Consider the following 19609-nt stretch of genomic DNA (forward strand, 5'->3'; position numbering starts at 1 on the left):
CCCCTCATGCTCGACAAGCTCCTCATCACCGGCGCGGCCGGAGGCCTCGGCACGCTCCTGCGCGGCCGGCTGTTCCACGTGGCGACATCGGTCCGGCTGTCGGACATGGTCGATATCGGCGCGGCGGGCGAGAACGAGGAGATCTTGCGATGCGATCTGTCGGACCGCGCGGCGGTGGCCGCCCTCGTCGAAGGCTGCGACGGCATCCTGCATCTGGGCGGCGTCTCGGTGGAGAAGAGCTTCGACGAGATCCTGCCGGCCAATCTCGTCGGCGTCTACAATCTCTACGAGGCCGCTCGCGCCAGCGGCCTGCCGCGCATTCTGTTCGCAAGCTCCAACCATACGATCGGCTATTATACGCAGGACACGCATCTCGACGCCGACGTGCCGCTGCGTCCCGATGGGCTCTACGGGGTCTCGAAATGCTTCGGCGAAGCCGTCGCCAGCCTCTATCACGACAAGTTCGGCCAGGAGACCGCGATCGTCCGGATCGGCTCGTGCTTTCCCGAACCGCGCGACCATCGCATGCTCTCCACATGGATGAGCCCGGACGATTTCGTCTCGCTGATCGATTGCGTGTTCCGGGCGCCGCGCCTCGGCTGCCCGGTCATCTGGGGCGTCTCCGACAATGACAGCCGCTGGTGGGACAATTCCGCCGCCGCCTTCATCGGCTGGCGGCCGAAGGACAATTCGGACGTCTTCCGGCAGAAGATCGACGCCGCCATGGCGCGCCCTGCAGCGGACGCGCCCGATGCCGTCTACCAGGGCGGCAAGTTCACCGCCGAGCCGATCCATCGCTCATGACCCGTCACGCCTCACCGGAGCCCGACGCGGGCTTCGTTCTGGAGCGCGATGCTGGCGGGGATCACGGCAGGGCTCTCCAGTCGGGCGAAATGGATCGGTCGAGGCGCGGCGACCTACGCGATGGGGGAACTGGAAGCTTCCGCCCGCTTGCGATCCCTGCCCGCGTCGCAAATTCGCGGCCGCTGCCGGACGAACAGGTCCCGCACCTCTTAAGGCGCTTCGATGGGGAACCGGGCCAATGACGCCGCTTTCGGCCAATCTCGGCTTTCTCTTTGCCGATCTCACGCTTCCGGAGGCGATCCGTGCGGCAAAAGCCTGCGGCTTCGATGCGGTGGAATGCCACTGGCCCTATCGGACGGATGCGAACGCGGTCAGCGACGCACTCGATGACACCGGCCTGACCATGCTCGGTCTCAACACCGTGAAAGGTCCGCGAAACGGCGACATGGGACTTGCGGCGCAGCCCGGGCGCGAGGCCGAAGCGCGCGCTGCGATCGACCAGGCGTTCGACTATGGCAGCGCCATCGGCGCGAAGGCGGTTCACGTGATGGCGGGCAAGCTCGGCGACCACGACACAGCCGCCGCCATGGCAAGCTTCACGGACAATCTCAGTCACGCCTGCGACCGGGCACGCGAAGCGCGGATGACCGTCCTGATCGAGCCGCTCAACCCCTACGACAACCCGGACTATTTCCTGATGGACCTCGACAGCGCCCGCGCCATCGTCGACCGTGTTGCACGGCCCGAACTGAAAATCATGTTCGACTGCTACCACCTGCAGATCACAGGCGGTGATCTGATCCGCCGCTTCCGCGGCGTCAAGGACCTTGTCGGGCATGTGCAGTTCGCCGGCGTTCCTGACCGCGGCGAACCTGACAGGGGCGAGATCGCCTATGACCGACTGCTCCCGGCGCTCGCCGATGCCGGCTGGGAGGGGCCTTTCGGCGCCGAATACAAGCCTTCGGGCGCGACCGTCGACACGCTTGGATGGATGAGCGCCTTCCGCTGAACGGCATCGGCCCGAAAACCGCAATCGATGTTCGAACAGCCTGACGCGTCATATCAGAAAGACAGGGAAAGCATCGTGCGGCCGGATCGGCGCACGATGCTTCAGGTACTTGGTCTCGACCTGATTGCGCCGCCGGCGCCATGCTTTTCCTCGCCAGATCTTACGGGCTCGGTCACGATGACGGCCCTTGACGTGCGCTCGGCCGGAAGCTCGCCGCTTCGGGCGCAGCGCCGACACGGCGAGGCCGGAAGTGGCGAACGCCGTCGATCCTGGCGGTGAAGGGTTTCGCGGCGATGCCGCTTCCTTTCCGAACGGCCGGCGCGCGGGGCGAACGGTTGAATCCGGTTTGTCGATCGACTCGGCGCGCCAAGCAATAAACCTACGGTCTCGGGCGATGCTGATGTGTCCCGGGAGGCTGTAGGGGCCGGCAGGAGACCTGCGGTTTGCGAGCAGAACGACGCGAACGCCGCCATTCCCCCACCCGCATGTCGAAGGCGTTGCACTCCCTTGCCGCGAACGGCCTTATTGGGCCCATTGCCGACGTTACAGAGCAGTGTCCACGAACAGGGAGGCCGCAAAACGCAACGCGAAACAGATCGCGGCAACCGCGGACGCAAGCGCTGCCTGCCGATTGAGCAGCGCGCTGCGGTTCATTGCGACGATCATTCTGTTGAGATCGGCCTGATCCAGCGTCTCGAAGCGCGACACGCGACGCGTCGTCCGGGCGCCGGCCCGATACCAGAGGCCCGCCGCCAGCAGCGAGCTCATGATCGCGGCGATATCGAGAACAATAAACAGCGGCTGCATTCTAGCCTGCCCCGGTGGTGGAGGGTTCGGTGATCATGGTGTCTTTCCGTTCGGTCGGTTGGAACTCGGTCATAAGCGCGAGCGTGATCTCGCCTTCGAGCCGTTCGGCTTCCTGCGAAGGGCAGAAGAGGGTGACCTCGATGCGGAGTTTACCCAGATCGGAGGTCCGAAACCGGATGATGGGGGCCGGATCGGGAAGATCGCTATGGGTTCGCCGTTCGATTGCGGCGTTGGCCCGCGCGGCGGGTTCTCGAAAGGGCTCGTAGTGCCGAGATACGGTTTCCGAGACCCGACCATGCGCATTCTCCAGGCGCGGCGGGGGATCGAGCGTCACCGCGAAACGGTGATAGGTGTAGTCGCGCAAGGCGGTCTGATTGTAGACGGAGGCGGTCAACAACAGGCTGTTCGGCACGATGATCGTACGGCCGGTGGGCATGTAGGCATGGGGTCCTGTTCCAAATTCCTGCAACGTCGTTGCCAAGAGGGTATGATCCGTAACCTCGCCCCGGGTCTGACCGATTTCGATCCAGTCGCCCACGGTGAAGGCGCGTGTCGTCACGCGAAGAACGGCTCCCGACAGACAAAGGATCAGCTCTTTGGTTGCCACCACGATGGCGACGGCCACCGCGGTCAGGGAGAGTGCGAACGTGCGAAGCTGCGGCGCCCATATGAAGATCAGGCCGACGAGAAGCAGAAGGAGAAAGACGTTGCGGGTGGTGGCCATCAGGCGTCGCTGATTGTGGGGCGCCACCTCCTGGCGCGCCCGTATCGACCGAATGGCGATCGTCCGCCCGATCCACAGCAGCAGCAGCAGAAGGAACGAAGCGACAAGGTCGAACTGCAGCAGGAGGGACGGATCGAAGGGCAATTGGGGCAGGCTTATCTCGTTGCGCATGGCCTGAAACTGTGTCGCTTCGCGTGCCCCGGCAAGCCGTCTCCCGCTTCCGGCCTTCGTCGGGACACGGGGGGTCATGCCCGGCGTCTCGGTGATCTTTGCAGCCTTGGCCGTCCCACGGGCCGTCAGGGCGCTTCGCCAGCTTCGGGCGGGGTCGACACGGTCATTCGCCTCCCGTTCCGACGATCCCGCCGCTCGCGCGACAGCCTTGGAATCTCTTTCGGATCCGCCGGGTAGAGCCATCTCCCGACGGGCTCGTCATGTGCGCCCGTCCGTCAAAACAATGCAATCGCGGCGGCAACGTCCGTTCGGCTGACATCCCCGGTTGAACGCGTCCAGACAGTCGCGCGAGACATCATTTCGAACGCATGGCTGGGTTCCACCGTCATCTCGCTCTTTCCACCCTCCGGTTCGCGGTCCGGCCGAACCGGCCGGGGTCGAGGGTTCCAGACGGTGAAGGGAGGCCGGATCGGCCTGCCGGCGGGCTGATCGGAGCCCGCGATACCGAACGCTGCATCCCCCATCACCGGTCCCGGCCGGGATCGATGATGGGGGCAGTTCCGGGATGAGCGCGGTGTTCAGTCGACCGGGAGCGCGTAGACCGCGACCTGGTCGCCCACCTGATCCTTGAGGATCGAGTTTCCGCCCGCGACGAAGGCGACATATTCGCGGCCCTCATGTTCGTAGACCGCCGGGTTGGAGACCGAGGGTGCCTCGACGATATCCGACCACAACTCCTCGCCCGACTGCAGCGAGAATGCCCGCACCTTGGCGTCCATGGTCGCACCGATGAAGACGAGGCCGCCCGCCGTCACCGCCGGGCCGCCAATGGTGGGCGAGCCGAGGGATTCGGGCATGTAGAAGCCGTATTTCTGCGAGGAACCGAGCGGCTTGCGCCAGGTGATGTCGCCGCTCGTCATATCGATGGCCACGAGCTCGCCGAACGGCGGTTTCCAGCACGGCATGCCGAGCCAGTTCATCGCCACCTTAAGGCTCATGCCGTACGGCGCGCCCTCCTGCGGAAAAAAACCGCTCTCATTGCCGGAGCCGCCGGCGATCCGGTCATAGGTCTGGCGATCGAAGAGCTGGATGTATTGCAGGATGTGCGAGGTGTTGACGATCGCCGTCTGGCTCTCGGGATCGAACGCGACGCCGCCCCACTGAACGCCGCCGGCGGAGTCGGGAAAGGCCGCGACGCCGTTGCCCTTCGTCGTCGGCGGCGAATACATCCCGTCATAGGCGAGGGAATCGATCAGCCGCGAACAGGCGCCGAGGCTCGCCATGTCCGCGAGCCACCAGGCCTCGGGCTTCTTCGCCTGGTCGAGCAGCGGCTCGGGCTTCGTCGGGAAGGGCTGGGTCGGGGCATAGACCTCGCCGGGCACGTTGCCGGCCGGCACCGGGCGCTCCTCGATCGGCCAGACGTCCCCCCCGGTCTCACGGTCGACCACGAACAGAAAGCCCATCTTCGTCGCCTGCACCAGTGCGGGAATGCTCTGCCCATCCACGGTGATGTCCATGAGGGTCGGCGCGGAATTGATGTCGTAATCCCAGATGTCGTGATGGACCCACTGCCGCGACCAGACGACCTTTCCGGTCTCGATATCGACGGCCGTCGTCGAGGTGGCGAGTGGAATCTCCTCGGTGCGGTTGCCGCCCCAATAGTTCGGCGAGGGAGAGGAGATCGGCAGGTAGACGAGACCGCGTTCCTCGTCGACGCTCATCGCGGTCCAGACATTCGCCGTGCCCGATCGCTTGCGGACGTCTTCCGGCAGGATATCGAGCGTCCATTCGAGTTCGCCCGTCCGGGCGTTCAGCGAGAACACCGTACCGGGAGGGGCCTCCTCGAACGCCCAGTCCTTGCCCGCCCAGCCCAGGATGAGGTGATCGCCGGTCACCGTCGGCGGCTGGAGAAGCGACAATGGCCAGCGATCGTTCGTGGTGTTCCACTGATTGACGTCGAGAACGCCGTTATCGGCGAAATCGGCGCAGCGCTCGCCCGTATCGGCGTCGAGGGCGAACAGCTGTGCATCCATGGTGCCGAGATAGACGATCTTCTGGCAGGCCTCACCCTCCTGAGGGGTCTCGGCTTCCCAATAGGCAACGCCCCGATTCTTCAACGCCCCCTGGGTGAGCGCTTCGAGTCTGGACTTGCTGTCGAAGGTCCAACGCTCCTTACCCGTTGCCGGATCGAGCGCGACCACACGATAGAAGGGCGTGCCGATGTAGAGCGTTTCGTTCGCATAGATCGGGGTCGCCGACCACACGGTCGGCGGATGCTCGCCCGAGCCGTCCGAGACGTCGCCGGTATGGTATTCCCACACCTTCGTCAGATCGCCGACATTCTGCGTGTCGATCTCGTCGAGCGGCGCGTATTTCTGCGCGTTCAGCTGTCCGTGGAAGCTGTCCCAGCGGGTGCTTGCCCGGCCCGTTGACGGGCCGTCCTGCGCGTTCGGCGTCGCGGCCTCGAAGGTGCGCGTTTCGCCGCCCGCGCCTGCTTTGGGATCGGTGTTCAGCGCTCCACCCCCGCCCGTCGGCTTTCCGCCTTCGGGCGAGCCACCCATTTGCTGCGGGGAATACATGTCCTCTCCGCCGGGTTCGTTCGACTGTTCGATGCCGCTTGCGGCCGGCTCGCCGGGCTCCTGGGCATGGACCGGGAGAACGGCGAGGATCGAGACGAGACTCGTGCCGGCGACGAGGCGTGCGGGGAGGGAGAAGAAGGGATGGATCATGAGATCTCTCGCTCAGGTTCGGTAGGGCGGACGGGCAAGGACCAGGAAAAGCCCAAGCAGAACGACGACCATCACGGCCATCAGGCCGTAGGCGTGGAGCAGATAGGCGGCGGCGAGCGTCCCGAGGGCGCCGAGGAAGCCGAGGGTCAGCCAGAGCGCGCGGTGGCCGGGGGTCATCGCGCCGAGCAGAATCAACCCGTCGAAGGCGATGGCCCCGGACGCGGCCATCACGATCAGGGCGCCCAGCGATCCGGTGACGCCCGTCAGCGGCGTCATATAAAGGTAGATCGAGATGACGAGGCCGACGAGGCCGCCCGCAAGAACCACAAGCGCGCCCTCGCGTGCGCCGTAGGAGCTTTCCGAAGACATGAGTTCATCCTTTCGCAGACTGATCGTTCGCAAGGCGCAGGCATGTCCCGGTCGTCGTCGCCATGCACCGCGGCAACCGCTTGACGGACATTTTCACCACCCAGGGTCAGGCATGCGGCCTCGTGCCATACACTAGCGGAGGACCCGCCACCCTCCAGCGAATAATGACGATATTTGTCATCCGGGCCGAGATCGCGTCCGAAAGGGGCTCGGCGGACCGCCGGCCCGCCCTCCCACGACACACCGCCTGTCCCCGCCGTGCGCCGGACCTGATGGTGCTCGACGAGCCGGAAGGCAGCCTTCACTTCTTGCCGATGCCCGCCTTGGCGCGATGGGTGGTTCGGGCCTCGTGTCGTGGACAGATCATTCTCGTCGGTCATAGAGAGGCGCTGATCCATGCGGTCGGCTAAGAAGGCGAGACGACCGAAATCCGTCTGGAGAAGAGTTTCGCGGGAAACGCACACTCCGGACCTCTATGTGCCGCGATCGGTTTGGCCGAAGCGCTGGCGTCAGTTCGGGCGCAGCTACGATGGACCAACGTGGAACTTGATTGTAAACCGCAGATGAGCAGACCAAACCACCGGGACGCTATCGACCGTACGGGCTTACTGGCAGCGTTGGCTGCTTACGATCCACGTATCGCTGGTACGCCTCCGTTGGGCCTCGACCTTCCGGCAAGCGATATCGACATCCTCTGCCATGCTCCCGATCCCGTTCGTTTCACGTCCGACGTCTGGATGGCATTCGGCTCCTGTCAGGATTTCCGCGTGTGGCAGTGGAGCACTGCCGATCGGCCCGTCGTGGCGACCTTCGTAGCCTATGATTGGCGGTTCGAGGTCTTCGGACAAGCCAAACCGGTAAGCGAGCAGACGGGTTGGCGTCATTTCGTTGTCGAACGGCGCTTGCTTGCCTTGGGCGGCCGGCGCCTTGCTGCTTGCGTCATGGCGTTCAGGCGCAATGGCCTCAAGACCGAACCCGCCTTCGCCGCGGCGCTGAAGCTGCAAGGTAACCCGTACCAAACATTGTTGGGCTTGGACGATCATGGAGACGAGGCCCTCGCTCAACTGATCGATCGATCCATTGACGGACCACACGCGACCTGAGAAGGCCGCCGATCAGCATGGAAGGCCGCTTTCCTATCGCCGAGCCATGCCGGCTTTGCTCGGGAATGGAGGACGGCGCGGCCATTCCGACCGGCGGACGTTTCAGACGCAGTTCCTTGCTCTATGCCGACGGCAGAGTATCGCGGCCTCACAGGGAAGCGGACCACTTGCTCGTCCACCCATCTCGCCCCGCCGGGACGCGTCATGAAATTCAGGCTCCGTTCGGATTTGCGGCGAGCTGGATGTTTGAGTTGTCGACCGGACACCGGTATCGCAGGGCTGCAAGTCGGCCCCGCGATACAGACGTCAAAAGGTCTGCAACCGTTTGTCGGTCGCGTATTATGCGCCTGCCATGCCTCTGGTCGCCGGTCCGTCCGAACGGCATCGCTGGCCGGTCAGGCGGCAGCCCGAAGCAGCCGGACATTCTTTTGCTCTCCGACGTTTTGATGGCCTGTCTTGAAGTTCGACATGGCGATTGCGAGTTCGTCAGTTTCGTCGCTCAGGGTCTGGCTCGCCGCCGTTGCTTGTTCCACCATGGCAGCGTTCTGCTGCGTGACCTTGTCCATCTGGTCCGCCGCGGCGGACACCTCGCGAAGGCTCGTTGCCTGTTCACGTGCAGAGGACGCGATCGTTGCAACCACCTCGGCCATTGCGGTGACTTCTGCTACGATCTGCTCCAGCGACTGACCCGATGCGGTGACCAGTTCAACGCCGGCTCCCACCTGTTCGCGGGAGACGGCGATCAGCGTTTTGATTTCCTTGGCCGCTTCCGCCGAGCGCTGTGCCAGACCGCGAACCTCCTGCGCCACCACCGCAAAGCCTCGACCGGCTTCGCCGGCCCGAGCGGCTTCCACTCCGGCGTTCAAGGCAAGCAGGTTCGTCTGGAATGCGATCTCGTCGATGACGGAGATGATCGAATTGATCTTCTCCGAGGACTGCTCGATGTGGCCCATCGCGGTGACTGCCTTGCCGACGACTTCGCCGCCCTTCTGTGCCTTCTCCCGTGCAAGGGCGGCCGTCCGTTGCGCCTGGCCTGCTCCTTCGGCTGTTTCATTGACGGCCTGCGTCACCTCGCCCAGTGCCGCCACAGTCTCTTCGAGGCTTGCGGCCTGCTGCTCGGTGCGCTGTGCAAGATCGTTCGACGCCGTCGTGATCTCACCGAGCCCGGCGCGGATCGAAACGATGGAGGTCACGACATGGCCGATGGCGTTTTCCAAGGCTGCGACGCTGTTGTTGAATTTGCTTCGGATGGGTTCAAACTCGGGCGCGACCTTGTCCTGCATCCGAACGGTGAGATCGCCCGCGGAGAGCCGCTCGAAACCCACCTCAACGATGCCGACAAATGCGCGCAAATCTTCTGCCTTTGCGTTGTCCAGAGCAGCTTGCCGCTTCTTCGCCTCCTCCTGATTGATACGAGAGGTTTCGGCTTCTGCCGCAAGCTTATCCCGCTCGATGGCCGCCATCTTGAAGGCTTCAACGGCACTGGCCATCTTTCCGACCTCGTCCTTACGCTCCGCGCCCGGCACACTCACGCTCTTGTCGCCGGCTGCCAACTTGCGCATGACGTCCGTCATGAGTGAAATCGGCGCCGCGATGGAACGGAACAACAGGCTGCCCATGGTGAGGGCGATGGCAATGGCGATTGCGGAGCCGAGAGCAAGGGTGACATTGCCGGCCGATGCGGCGCTTTCCCGTTCAACGACGCGAGCTGCAATCAGAGCCTTCTGCCCAGCACGGATCTCATCGATGAGGGTGCGCCCCTCGGCGAGTGTCAGCTTCCCCGTAAGGGCGAACGCCTGATTACGCGTCGCGGGATCGCGGGCCAATTCCAGTTGGCGCTCCGCGGATTTCAGCTGCCAGTTTGAGACGATGGACTGAAGGGTCGCGACACGGCCTCTCTGGTCTTCGGAAACCGTGTTTTGTCTGAATGACTCGGCGTGCGCCGTGAAGGCAGCTTTGGCCTTTTGATAGGTTGCGATGAATCCTTCTTCGTTGCTCAGAAGGTAGCCGCGCACCGCGTTCTGCTGATCGATCATGGTCTCGAGCATTTGCTCGGCGTCCAACGTCAGATCGAAACTCTTCTGGTTCATGGCAGCGTTTTCTTCGATGGTCTGCAGCGATTCGAAAACGAAGAGATTGGCCGCACTCATCGCGACGATGACGGCTAGAAAGGCGATTGCGAGCTTTCGCGCGATGCTAATGTTGTTGATTCTCACAGTCTTGGTCCAGTCGGGTTCTTTGAGCAGCGTTGCAGCGACCGACAGGAGTTACCGCTTTCCGGTTAACACTTCGCTATGCTTACTTTTTTCAGGCGAAGCCCGTGGCCGGCGATCCAAGGCGGCCTGCAGGGCATTCCCGTCGCAGCGACGCCTTGCGTCCGTTGAACTCTCGAACCGCCGAACCGACTTCGCGCCGGCATCGGCCCATGGCCTCGACATGGTTTCAAGCCTTCCCTTCGTCCGGGGGGCCCGAAGACTCGCCGGCTACGCCGCAATCAGCAAGATGGGGGGCGACGATGCTTTTGCTGTTTCGTGGCCGACGGAACAGGGCGGCTGGTGACGTGGGACGTCACCGGTGCGCGGCAGCATCCACGCGGTCGCTGCACGAGCTGCATTTTACTGTCATCGATAAGGTTCGACACCGCGCTTCCATAAGTTTCGAACGCTGGCAACTTCGCCGGTCCTGGATCGTTACCAAGGCGGTGTGTTGAGATGCAATAATTCCAGGAGAAATCACATGGCGAAGCAAAAGACCCTCGAAGACGCGTTCTACGAGACCCTGAAAGATGTCTATTACGCCGAGAAGGCTTCGGTGAAAGCGTTGAAGAAGTCCGCAAAGGCTGCGCAGTCCGATGAATTGAAGCAGGCATTCGAAACGCATGCGGACGAATCGGCCAATCAAGTCGAGCGCTTGACGCAGGTGTTCGAGATCATCGGCAAAACGGCGCGCGGCAAGACTTGCGAAGCGATGCAGGGGCTGACGTCCGAGATGGACTCGGATCTGGAAGATTTCGGTGACACCGAAGCGGCTGACGATGTGTTGATCGGCTGCGCCCAGGCGATCGAGCATTACGAGATTGCCCGCTACGGCCTCCTGAAGTCATGGGCGACAAAGCTCGGCTACAAGGATGCGGCCAAGCTTTTCGACGAGACGCTTCAGGAAGAGAAGAAGACTGACGAACTCCTGAACCGGATCGCGGAAGGGTCGATGTCGTCTGGCAAGACCAAGGGATCGAAGCCAGTGGCCGCTTGACAACTGGCCATGCGGGGCCGCCCTCCAGAGATGGAGGGTGGCTCCACTGGAAAATTTCGAAACAAGTCTTGGCACAGTCAAGGTGGATCGGGGATCGATCTTGCGCCGTGAGCCGGAACTGACCTGGCTTCCAGAAAGGCCTTCGCGATCGGTCCCAAGGCAATTCTTCTTCGTCATCGATCAGCGGCGCGAAATCTGCGCCTCTTCTGTTCGTAACGAGCAAACAATCGCGGGCCCAAGGCCCATGCTCGGACTCAAGGTTGGGCGTTTCAGTTAGTTGTTCGGCCCGTCGATATGGCTGGGAGCGATCGGATCGGAAGCGGGAAAAGTTTCGTCGAGCGCTTCGTCGAGGTCGTCCTCGGTCTTCGGGTCCGGCTGATTGCTGCCGCCGGGTTTCCGATTGTCCGATTCCGTCCCCTGCTTATGGGATTGCGCGTTCGGTTCCGTGTGATCCTGGGATGTCGGATTGGCAGTCTTCATTGGTTTTATCCTTGCTGTTTCGCGTCGCGAACTCTCAAATCATTTGAAATAAGATAAGGTTCCCTCCCCAAGACGCCGCGTTCATTCGACAGGCCCTTTCGGACGGGCGGGATAGACAAAAAGATGGTTTCGCAAAATTCGAATACAATAACTCTCTTATGACTGTCCGGCAAAAAAGGATATCGGCGAGAAACTCACATCGTCATACAATGATGCAGGGTGAGGATGCGGAGGATTGCGACCGCAGTCCGCTTCGACCCTCAACGTTCTGACGACAGTCCCGTCGGCCTGATCCGCAGCATGGCTGCCTTCCAGCGCAGGGCGCTTTGAGAAAAAAGGTGCGGAGGAGATGTCCCAGCCTGGCGCGTCACAAAGAAAGGCTTGTCTTCGGCTGCGTCGTCCCTTCGATGAGTCGGCTCTTCTCCGCAGTCGACCAACGGTGGCGCGGCGCTGCACCGAGGGCATGATTTCGACCCTTGAAAACGAGCCGTCGGCAGCTTCTGACGCAGCGGTCCTCAAAGGCGGATGCCCAAGCCTTATCGGCTCTGCCGACGGTCCGGCCAAACCGAAGCGCGATCCTTTGCTGTGTCTTCACGCCTTCGGCGCTGGATGATCAGCGAATGCGAAGCCGGACCCGTGGCCTGTTACCGTTCACAGCATTGCCGCGGAACAACCCGAGCGTTGGGCAGTTGCTCTTATACGAATCGCCGTCTTCATGGAAAACACCGGAGTTTTCCAGCGGTGCGGAGCAGTTGCTTCGCCTCTCGCGCGGCCGGCTTCCAAACGGAACATTCTGCGCGACGGGCAAGGGTTTTCACGTAAGCGCGGACTTGCTGATTGCCATTCCCCTCCGCGTCTTTCAACGACGCCACGCGCGTCGTCGTCTTCAATCAGAACGGGATTACCGCCATGCAAAGAAAACCAACCGTTCGGGTGACGAAGCCTTTCGCACGACGTCTGTCCACCAGCGGCATTGCTGCCGTTTCGTTTCTGATGGCGGGCGTGTCCCACGCCCAGGTCACGCCCGTCGATGTTCCGACCGGCCAGGACGAATTGTTCTCGTCCCGCGTCCTGACAAGCGGGCTGGACAATCCCTGGGCGATGCAATGGGGTCCCGACGACAAGATCTGGTTGACCGAACGCACGAGCGGCGAGATCACCCGCGTTGATCCCGTCTCCGGCACGCAGCAGCTTCTTCTGACGGTGGGTGACCTGTACGCCGGACCGCAGCACGAAGGGCTCCTCGGCCTCGCACTGCATCCGGAACTCCTGGATGGCACCGGCAACGACTATGTCTACGTCGGACATACCGTCAACAATGGCAGTGAGTCAGAGCCCGACCCGTCGGCCCGGATCGTCCGCTATACCTGGGATGATCGAACCCAGCAGCTCACCGAGCCCATGGTGCTTATCGAGGGTCTACCGGCATGGAACGACCATAATGCCGGGCGCGTCGTCATCGGTCCCGACATGAAACTCTATTATTCGATCGGCGAACAGGGCGCCAATTTCGGGCGCAATCTGCGCCGACCCAATCTTGCCCAGGAACTTCCGAGCGCGGAGGAGGTCGAAAGCGAGAATTGGCGCACCTATTCGGGAAAGATCCTCCGCCTCAACCTCGATGGATCCATTCCCGAGGACAACCCCACGATCGAGGGTGTCCGCAGCCATATCTACAGCTACGGCCATCGCAATCCGCAAGGCATCGCATTCGGTCCGAATGGGACGCTCTACGAGACCGAACACGGTCCGAGCAGCGACGACGAACTCAACATCATCAAGCCGGGTGGCAATTATGGCTGGCCGATCGTTGCAGGATTTATCGATGAATCCGCCTACACCTACATCAACTGGAGCGAGGTGCCGGCGGATATCGACGAGAACACGGATCCCCTGCCGGACTCCGTGCAGCAGACGCCCGAGAGCACCCTGGAGGGAAAGATGGTCGATCCTCTGGCGGCTTACTGGACCGTTGAGACGAACTATCCCTTCGGCGTCCAGTGCGGCTACATCTGCGATCCCACCATCGCTCCGTCCTCGGTCTTCTATTACGACGCGGGCGACGACGGCATCGCGGAATGGGACAATTCCGTTCTGATCCCGACGCTGAAGCATGGCATCCTCTACGTCCAGCCGCTGACCGAAGACGGCCAAGAAGCCAAGGGCATGCCGGTGGCGTGGTTCAACACCCAGAATCGGTATCGCGACATTCTCGTCTCGCCGGACGGGCGAGAGGTGTTCATAGCGACCGATGCGTTCGGCTCCGCCTCCCAGGCCTACGGCGAAGGGTTGAGCACAACCGTGCTGCATAATCCTGGCGCGATCCTCAAATTCACTTATGGCGACGAAGCCGCGAGCGCGGGACTTGGCCTTGGCTCAGCCGATCGAAATGGCGTTTTGACCGCGGCAGATGCGGTGACCGGGAGCGGCCCGGCGAACGCCGACCAGCCAAAGGAATGGGAAGATCCGGCCACCGGGGGAAGCGCCGCCAATGGCGTTTCCGACGGGAGCGAGGCAACCGCGTCCGACGCGGTCGAGGTCGGCGACGACTCCGATGTCGTCGAGGTCGCCGAACAGGGCTTACCGAAGTTCATCGCAAACTGTGCGAGTTGTCATGGGGCCAACGGCGAGGGCGGTGCCGGAGCCGTACTGGCGGGCAACGAAAATCTGGCCGACGACGGGTTCGTGGCTGAGACCATCGTCCACGGATTGGGCTATATGCCAGCCTTCGGCAACCAGCTGAGCAATCAGGACATCGCACATATCGGCACTTACATCCGCAATTCCTGGGGCAACGAGTTCGGCCTCCTGACGGAAAAGACGGTGGTCGAAGAGCGATAGATCGCACCACGCTGCGCGAAGCTGCACCGCCTCATGGGACCGTTGTTCTTCGCGTCCTCGATTTGGTGAATGAGGACGCAGGACACATACGTCGTTCGGACTGCTCCGGGCATTGGGTTCACGAGCAGTCCGCTTCCAGCTATTGACGGAAGCCGGACCCCATGCGCACGGCAGTTGGCGCTCGGCCCGCTCTTCTGACCGACCTGACATAGTCCATTTGCGGCCTTCTGGTGCGCATATGCGGTGGGCCGCAGGAAGTCGCGGCGCGGTCGTGACCATTCTGCGAAGCAAGCGGCCCGCCTGCGCGCCCGATCTCTTCTCTGAACGCCGATTAGTGCGTCTGCCCGTCAGCTTCGGTGGAAGCACTGAGCGTCCTGACAAAGCGGATGGTACGCGGATCCGATGGATGGCTGAACATTCGTTCGGGCGGACCTTGTTCGACGATTTGTCCACCCTCCAGGAATGCGACCTGATCGGCGACCCGTGCGGCGAGGCGAAGATCATGCGTTGCCATCAGCATCGTCGTGCCTTCTGCCGCGAGGGAGCTCAGGACCTCGACGACCTCGGCGGCAAGTTCGGGATCAAGGGCCGAGGTTGGCTCGTCGCACAGGAGCAGGGTCGGCGACGCCGCGATGGCCCTCGCGATTGCGACGCGCTGCTGTTGCCCCCCCGAGAGCGTGGCCGGCCATGCATCGCCCTTGTCCGACATGCCCACTTTCTCCAGGAGTTCCAGCGCGTGCCGTTTCGCCTTGTCGGTGGGCCATTTCCAGACCGTGACAAGGCCCTCCATGACGTTCGCGACGACGCTCCTGTGCGGAAAGAGCTGGAAGTTCTGGAACACCATCCCCGTTTGCCGCCGTATGTTGAGAATGGCGGACGGCTGGGGCTTGATCCCGTCCTCGAAGACGACGCGATGATCCCCGATCTCAATCGATCCGGCTTCTGGAAGTTCGAGAAGGTTGGCAGTCCGCAGGAGTGTGCTCTTGCCGCTGCCCGACGGACCGATCAGCGCGGTGACATGGCCTTCGGGGACGTCCAGATCGACGCCTCGCAGGACAAGATTCTCCCCGAAGCGCTTGCGAATTCCACAGAGGCGGATCACGAGCCCGACTCCATGTAGCCGCCGTAACGGCCGAAGCGCTTCTCCAGTCGCGCTTGAAGGGCCGACAGGACGGACGAAAGGACGAGGTAGAGAAGCGCGGCCTCGACATAGAGGATTAAGGGTTCATAGGTGGTCGCAACGATGCGCTGGGCCTGCTGGAAGAGCTCGGGAACGGTAATGGCGGCAGCCAGCGAGGTATCCTTCACCAGCGAGATGAACGAGTTCGACAAGGGCGGCACGGCAACGCGCACGGCTTGCGGAACGACCGTGCGGACCATGGCCTGGCGCTGCGTCATCCCGATCGCGTAGGCCGCCTCCCACTGCCCCTTCGGGATCGAAGAAAGGGCAGCCCGAATAATTTCCGATGTATAGGCGCCAACGCTCAACGTGAAGCCGATGAGCGCCGCCGGGAAGGCGTCGATCAGAATGCCCACGCTGGGCAGACCGTAGAAGATGACGAAGAGCTGGACGAGCAGCGGCGTGCCTCGGATGAACCAGACATAGAAACGCGCGAACAGCGCCAGCGGCCTTGGTCCGAAGAGCCGGGCAAGGGCCACAACGAACCCCAGCGACAGTCCGAACGCGAAGGACAGGATTGCGAGCGGAACCGTGAAGACAAGTCCTGCCCGAACCAGGGGCCAAAGCGAGTCGAGCATCAGTTGGAGGGTGGGAGGCACGGGCGGGTCCGCTACTGTCGCACGGGGGTTGAGCCAGGCCGCGAAACGCTGCGACCCGACGCATGGTAAAGGTCAAGGTAGCGCGGCGGCGCCGAAGGACATCCCCTCAGCGCCGGCGAGACATTCACCGCGATACGTCAGCGCCGAAATACTTCTCGGATATCGCCGCGTAGGTGCCGTCGGCCTTGATCTCATCGAGGGCACGATCGATTGCGGCGACGAGCTCGGGATTGCCCTTCTGGACGATGATGCCGGATGCGGAGGCTTCCTCCTGAGTCGCCACGATCTTCACAGGCGCATCTGGCTTCTGCTTCTTGAAATCGAGATAGGAAAGATTGTCGTTGATCGTGGCGTCCGCCCGTCCCGTCAGCACGAGCTGGATGGACTGTTCGAAACCCTCAGTGCCCACGAGCGAGGCCCCGGCCCCTTCGGCAAGCTTGCCGTAGTTCGATGTCAGCGACTGTGCGGCACGCTTGCCGGAGAGATCGCCGAAGCTGTCTATCTCGTTGTTGTCTTCCTTCACGATCAGCACAGCCTTCGAGACGATGTAGGGCTGCGAGAAGTCGAACCGCGCCTGACGCTCCTCGGTGATCCCGACCTGGTTGATGACCGCGTCGTAGCGGTCGGCGGCAAGGCCTGCGATCAAGCCGTCCCACTTTCCCTCGACGAACTCCGCCTCGACCCCGAGGCGTTCGGCGACCTCTCGGCCGATTTCGACGTCGAAGCCTACAAGCGCGTTCGAGGCATCGTGAAACGTAAACGGTGCATAAGTGCCTTCAGTGCCGATGCGCAGGGTGCCAGCGGACTTCACGTCCTCCAGGCTTCCCGCAATCGAGGTGGTTGTGAGGGCCAGGGCGGCGGCTATGGTCGCGAGCGTGCGTTTCATCGTATCTTCCTTCACGGATGGGAGCGGGTTACGCTGAGCCCGGAAGGTCGGCATTCGCGGGGTCGTCCACAAGGAATGGTTTGGTGTGGAACCGGTCGGCCGGAGTTTTTTCATCCGCGGGTGGCACGGCAGCAGCCGAAACGCGCAACCTCGTGATCAACAAGCTTCATTCACGGCGAAAACGACTGGGCGGGCGGGCGAACAGCAGCGGCTTCAGGCAGACAGGCCGCGAAGGCGAACCCGGCGCGCAATGGACGATGTTCTTCCGCGATCGGGCCGGTCATCCAATCAAACTGATAGGGTTCGCGAACGAAAAGGCGGTTTGTGCAGCATGGTAGCAGTTCCCTTCGTCCATACGATGCAAAGTGAAGAGGCTTCCGAATGGCAGGCCGAACTCCAATCGGCCTTGCCTGAATACAGGGTCTGTAGCCCAGGCTCGCTGTCAAAGGCGGAAGCGCAAGCCGTGAAGGTCGCCATCGTCGCCAACCCCGAACCCTCCGAACTCGATCGTTTTCCATCGCTCGTATGGGTCCAGAGCCTTTGGGCCGGCGTCGAGCGACTGGTGACGTCACTTCGAGACACGGTCGGCATTGTCCGTCTCGTCGATCCGGTGCTTGCCAACACCATGGCCGAAGGTGTGCTGGCCCATGTTCTGTATCTCCATCGGCGCATGCCCGAATATCGCGCCCAGCAACAAGAAGGGATCTGGCGTCCGCTTCGGCAGCCGACGGCATCCGAACGTACGATCGCGCTCCTTGGCATCGGAGAACTCGGGCGTAGCTGCGCCGACCTGCTCGTTCGCTGCGGCTTTCGCGTTATCGGCTGGTCCCGATCACCGAGCGATATGGAAGGCTTCGAGTGTCATTCCGGGAAAAACGCGCTTCCCGTGGTTCTCGAAAACGCCGATATCATCGTGGTGCTTCTGCCGTTGACTGACGAGACATTCGGGCTGATCGACGCCCGGATGCTAGCGAAATGTCGGCGCGGGGCGTCGTTGATCAATGTCGCGCGGGGACCGATCGTTCACACGAGCGCTCTCCTGAATGCGCTCGACGACGGACAAATCGCCCATGCAATTCTAGATGTTTTCGAGGTCGAACCTTTGCCTCGGACCAGCCCGTTGTGGACCCATCGCGCGGTCAGCGTGATGCCTCATGTTGCGGCGCCGACCTCCCAAAGGAGCGCCAGCTTGATCGCGGCGCGAAACATCCGCGCCTATTTCGAAAGACACGAGATGCCGACGAGCGTCGATCGCAGCATCGGGTACTGACAGATATCCACCGGCCTGTGACACGACCGATACCCGCTCATCCTGGGTCGGAATCGGACCGGTTGCTTCAGGCACAGCGGGCGGAAAGCCGCCATTCGGGGTTTCGACCCGACCCGGCCGTCCGGACCTTCATCGGCGCTTCTCGAAGGCAGGCGTTTGCCGGCCCTTCGTCAACTCCGGCGCCGGGTGGAAAGCCCACCTTACGCCGACGATCGCTGTATCGGCTCTTGACCTCCAGGACGCCGCAGGCTGCATAGGGTTCGACACAGCGAAGGGGGACAAACGATGAGCGTGTTTTTCGGTGCGACGCATCGGCAACTTCAGGACGAGCACGGCACACGCAAGCTGGCGGATCGATTGGAGGGGAACGCCCACGCTGTTTTCGAGCCTGCCGAGCGAATGTTCATCGAAAGCGTGACGATGTTCTTCCTGAGCACGGTCGATGACAACCTCCAGCCGACTGTGTCCTACAAGGGAGGTGCTCCCGGTTTTGTGCGTGTCGCGGGTCCAGACGCGTTGGTGTTCCCGAACTACGATGGGAACGGCATGTTCATGACGCTCGGCAATATCGCTGCCAGCGATCGGGTCGGCCTGCTGTTCATCGATTTCGAGCGGCCCCATCGTCTGCGTGTTCATGGCAGAGCAACGCTTACACAAGACAAGGATCTTCTCGGCCTTTATCCGGGTGCTGACTACGTCGTACAGGTCACCGCAACCGAGATCTTCGTGAACTGCGGTCGGTACATTCACCAGAGCAACGGCTCGAAGCTCTCGCCGCATGTCCCCAACCAGCATGGGCAGCAACCTTTCCCAGCCTGGAAACGATTGAACCTCTTCGAGGGTGCGCTCCCGGAGGCTGACGCCAAGCGCGTCGACAGCATCGGGGGAACGATCTCGCTCGAAGAATATCCCGGTGAAGCGGACCCGGCACCGAACCTGCGTCCAAGCGATCCAGTCCGCAATGGATCGTGAGCTCGAGCCGGCCGGTCCGCTTTCATGCTCTGCCATCCGAAAGCGGACCGGCTGAAACCCCACCCATGCCGGAAATGATTTCCAGTGCCGCGCCGGGAGCGAAAGACGACCGGCAGCGTCAGAGCCAATTTCCGAGACGAGGCGGCCGGTCCGCGCCCGACCCACTCCACTCGTTTTCCTTCCAACGACAGAGTGTTGAAGGCGGTCCTGTTCGCGGCTCGCGCGCTTGCAGACGGTCTATGAACCGTCCTGCCGGAAGGGCTTTGACCCGGTCGCCCGACGTTCGGATGGCGGGGGCCGGGAGGGCAGCCCGGGACGCCTTGACGTAGCCTCATGTCATGGTGAAAACCGCATATCGATGCCAATGCCCTACAGGCGTTGGTGCACTCGATACATGCTTCTCCAGGACAAGG

The 19609-nt window shown here is 62.5% G+C and carries 16 protein-coding genes; 7 read left to right on the forward strand and 9 right to left on the reverse strand.

What is annotated here, in order from left to right:
- The first annotated feature begins 6 nt into the window (after positions 1-6).
- Positions 7-804: an NAD-dependent epimerase/dehydratase family protein gene (locus tag U0C82_RS07255; RefSeq protein WP_322186404.1), complete on the forward strand. Its 798-nt coding sequence runs from the start codon at positions 7-9 to the stop codon at positions 802-804.
- A gap of 238 nt (positions 805-1042) precedes the next feature.
- On the forward strand, positions 1043-1813 hold the full coding sequence (locus U0C82_RS07260) for a hydroxypyruvate isomerase family protein (protein ID WP_322186405.1): 771 nt from the start codon (positions 1043-1045) through the stop codon (positions 1811-1813).
- Positions 1814-2356: 543 nt separating this feature from the next.
- Here the strand turns inward: U0C82_RS07260 and U0C82_RS07265 are convergent.
- The 4 genes from U0C82_RS07265 to U0C82_RS07280 form a co-directional block, all read right to left on the reverse strand.
- Positions 2357-2620, reverse strand: a complete 264-nt coding sequence (locus U0C82_RS07265) for a hypothetical protein (protein WP_322186406.1) — start codon at positions 2618-2620, stop codon at positions 2357-2359.
- Position 2621: 1 nt separating this feature from the next.
- Positions 2622-3593, reverse strand: coding sequence for a mechanosensitive ion channel family protein (locus U0C82_RS07270; protein WP_322186407.1), 972 nt, complete (start codon positions 3591-3593; stop codon positions 2622-2624).
- Between the two features lie 500 nt (positions 3594-4093).
- Complete coding sequence (locus U0C82_RS07275) at positions 4094-6244, reverse strand: pyrroloquinoline quinone-dependent dehydrogenase (RefSeq protein WP_322186408.1); 2151 nt, start codon at positions 6242-6244, stop codon at positions 4094-4096.
- A 12-nt stretch (positions 6245-6256) separates the two neighbouring features.
- Positions 6257-6613, reverse strand: a complete 357-nt coding sequence (locus tag U0C82_RS07280) for a hypothetical protein (protein WP_322186410.1) — start codon at positions 6611-6613, stop codon at positions 6257-6259.
- Between the two features lie 563 nt (positions 6614-7176).
- Between U0C82_RS07280 and U0C82_RS07285 the strand changes: the two genes are divergently transcribed.
- Positions 7177-7716 carry a DUF4269 domain-containing protein gene (locus U0C82_RS07285; RefSeq protein WP_322186411.1) on the forward strand — a complete coding sequence of 180 codons (540 nt, stop codon included), beginning with the start codon at positions 7177-7179 and terminating at the stop codon, positions 7714-7716.
- A 395-nt stretch (positions 7717-8111) separates the two neighbouring features.
- On the opposite strand, the gene U0C82_RS07290 is transcribed toward U0C82_RS07285, so the two are convergent.
- A complete protein-coding gene (locus U0C82_RS07290; RefSeq protein ID WP_322186412.1) occupies positions 8112-9932 on the reverse strand; it encodes a methyl-accepting chemotaxis protein in 1821 nt (606 codons plus the stop codon).
- A 520-nt stretch (positions 9933-10452) separates the two neighbouring features.
- Between U0C82_RS07290 and U0C82_RS07295 the strand changes: the two genes are divergently transcribed.
- On the forward strand, positions 10453-10968 hold the full coding sequence (locus U0C82_RS07295; protein ID WP_322186413.1) for a YciE/YciF ferroxidase family protein: 516 nt from the start codon (positions 10453-10455) through the stop codon (positions 10966-10968).
- Positions 10969-11241: 273 nt separating this feature from the next.
- On the opposite strand, the gene U0C82_RS07300 is transcribed toward U0C82_RS07295, so the two are convergent.
- Positions 11242-11448 carry a hypothetical protein gene (locus U0C82_RS07300; protein ID WP_322186414.1) on the reverse strand — a complete coding sequence of 69 codons (207 nt, stop codon included), beginning with the start codon at positions 11446-11448 and terminating at the stop codon, positions 11242-11244.
- A 909-nt stretch (positions 11449-12357) separates the two neighbouring features.
- Here U0C82_RS07300 and U0C82_RS07305 point away from each other — a divergent pair.
- Positions 12358-14289 (forward strand): glucose/sorbosone family PQQ-dependent dehydrogenase, encoded by a 1932-nt coding sequence (locus tag U0C82_RS07305; RefSeq protein ID WP_322186415.1) that lies wholly within the window; start codon positions 12358-12360, stop codon positions 14287-14289.
- Positions 14290-14620: 331 nt separating this feature from the next.
- Here the strand turns inward: U0C82_RS07305 and U0C82_RS07310 are convergent, their stop codons facing one another.
- The 3 genes from U0C82_RS07310 to U0C82_RS07320 form a co-directional block, all read right to left on the reverse strand.
- Positions 14621-15391, reverse strand: coding sequence for an amino acid ABC transporter ATP-binding protein (locus U0C82_RS07310; protein ID WP_322186417.1), 771 nt, complete (start codon positions 15389-15391; stop codon positions 14621-14623).
- Positions 15388-16068, reverse strand: coding sequence for an ABC transporter permease subunit (locus U0C82_RS07315; RefSeq protein WP_322186418.1), 681 nt, complete (start codon positions 16066-16068; stop codon positions 15388-15390). The genes U0C82_RS07310 and U0C82_RS07315 overlap by 4 nt, the downstream gene beginning before the upstream one ends.
- A gap of 124 nt (positions 16069-16192) precedes the next feature.
- Entirely contained in the window at positions 16193-16954 is a 762-nt protein-coding gene (locus U0C82_RS07320; RefSeq protein WP_322186419.1) for an amino acid ABC transporter substrate-binding protein, read from the reverse strand.
- A gap of 331 nt (positions 16955-17285) precedes the next feature.
- On the opposite strand from U0C82_RS07320, the gene U0C82_RS07325 reads away from it, so the two are divergent.
- Together U0C82_RS07325 and U0C82_RS07330 are read left to right on the forward strand one after the other, a co-directional pair.
- A complete protein-coding gene (locus tag U0C82_RS07325) occupies positions 17286-18224 on the forward strand; it encodes a 2-hydroxyacid dehydrogenase (RefSeq protein ID WP_322186420.1) in 939 nt (312 codons plus the stop codon).
- Between the two features lie 285 nt (positions 18225-18509).
- Positions 18510-19196 carry a pyridoxamine 5'-phosphate oxidase family protein gene (locus tag U0C82_RS07330; protein WP_322186421.1) on the forward strand — a complete coding sequence of 229 codons (687 nt, stop codon included), beginning with the start codon at positions 18510-18512 and terminating at the stop codon, positions 19194-19196.
- Positions 19197-19609 lie beyond the last annotated feature (413 nt).

Source organism: Fulvimarina uroteuthidis (assembly GCF_034321785.1).
Taxonomy (GTDB): Bacteria; Pseudomonadota; Alphaproteobacteria; order Rhizobiales; family Rhizobiaceae; genus Fulvimarina; species Fulvimarina uroteuthidis.

Bases quoted from the DNA above. Each gene is read 5' to 3' on its own strand.
- U0C82_RS07255 (WP_322186404.1), top strand. From the start codon at position 7: ATGCTCGACAAGCTCCTCATCACCGGCGCGGCCGGAGGCCTCGGCACG.
- U0C82_RS07270 (WP_322186407.1), bottom strand. From the start codon at position 3,593: ATGACCCCCCGTGTCCCGACGAAGGCCGGAAGCGGGAGACGGCTTGCC.
- U0C82_RS07305 (WP_322186415.1), top strand. From the start codon at position 12,358: ATGCAAAGAAAACCAACCGTTCGGGTGACGAAGCCTTTCGCACGACGT.
- U0C82_RS07260 (WP_322186405.1), top strand. From the start codon at position 1,043: ATGACGCCGCTTTCGGCCAATCTCGGCTTTCTCTTTGCCGATCTCACG.
- U0C82_RS07280 (WP_322186410.1), bottom strand. From the start codon at position 6,613: ATGTCTTCGGAAAGCTCCTACGGCGCACGCGAGGGCGCGCTTGTGGTT.
- U0C82_RS07265 (WP_322186406.1), bottom strand. From the start codon at position 2,620: ATGCAGCCGCTGTTTATTGTTCTCGATATCGCCGCGATCATGAGCTCG.
- U0C82_RS07295 (WP_322186413.1), top strand. From the start codon at position 10,453: ATGGCGAAGCAAAAGACCCTCGAAGACGCGTTCTACGAGACCCTGAAA.
- U0C82_RS07320 (WP_322186419.1), bottom strand. From the start codon at position 16,954: ATGAAACGCACGCTCGCGACCATAGCCGCCGCCCTGGCCCTCACAACC.
- U0C82_RS07275 (WP_322186408.1), bottom strand. From the start codon at position 6,244: ATGATCCATCCCTTCTTCTCCCTCCCCGCACGCCTCGTCGCCGGCACG.
- U0C82_RS07330 (WP_322186421.1), top strand. From the start codon at position 18,510: ATGAGCGTGTTTTTCGGTGCGACGCATCGGCAACTTCAGGACGAGCAC.
- U0C82_RS07300 (WP_322186414.1), bottom strand. From the start codon at position 11,448: ATGAAGACTGCCAATCCGACATCCCAGGATCACACGGAACCGAACGCG.
- U0C82_RS07325 (WP_322186420.1), top strand. From the start codon at position 17,286: ATGGTAGCAGTTCCCTTCGTCCATACGATGCAAAGTGAAGAGGCTTCC.
- U0C82_RS07285 (WP_322186411.1), top strand. From the start codon at position 7,177: ATGAGCAGACCAAACCACCGGGACGCTATCGACCGTACGGGCTTACTG.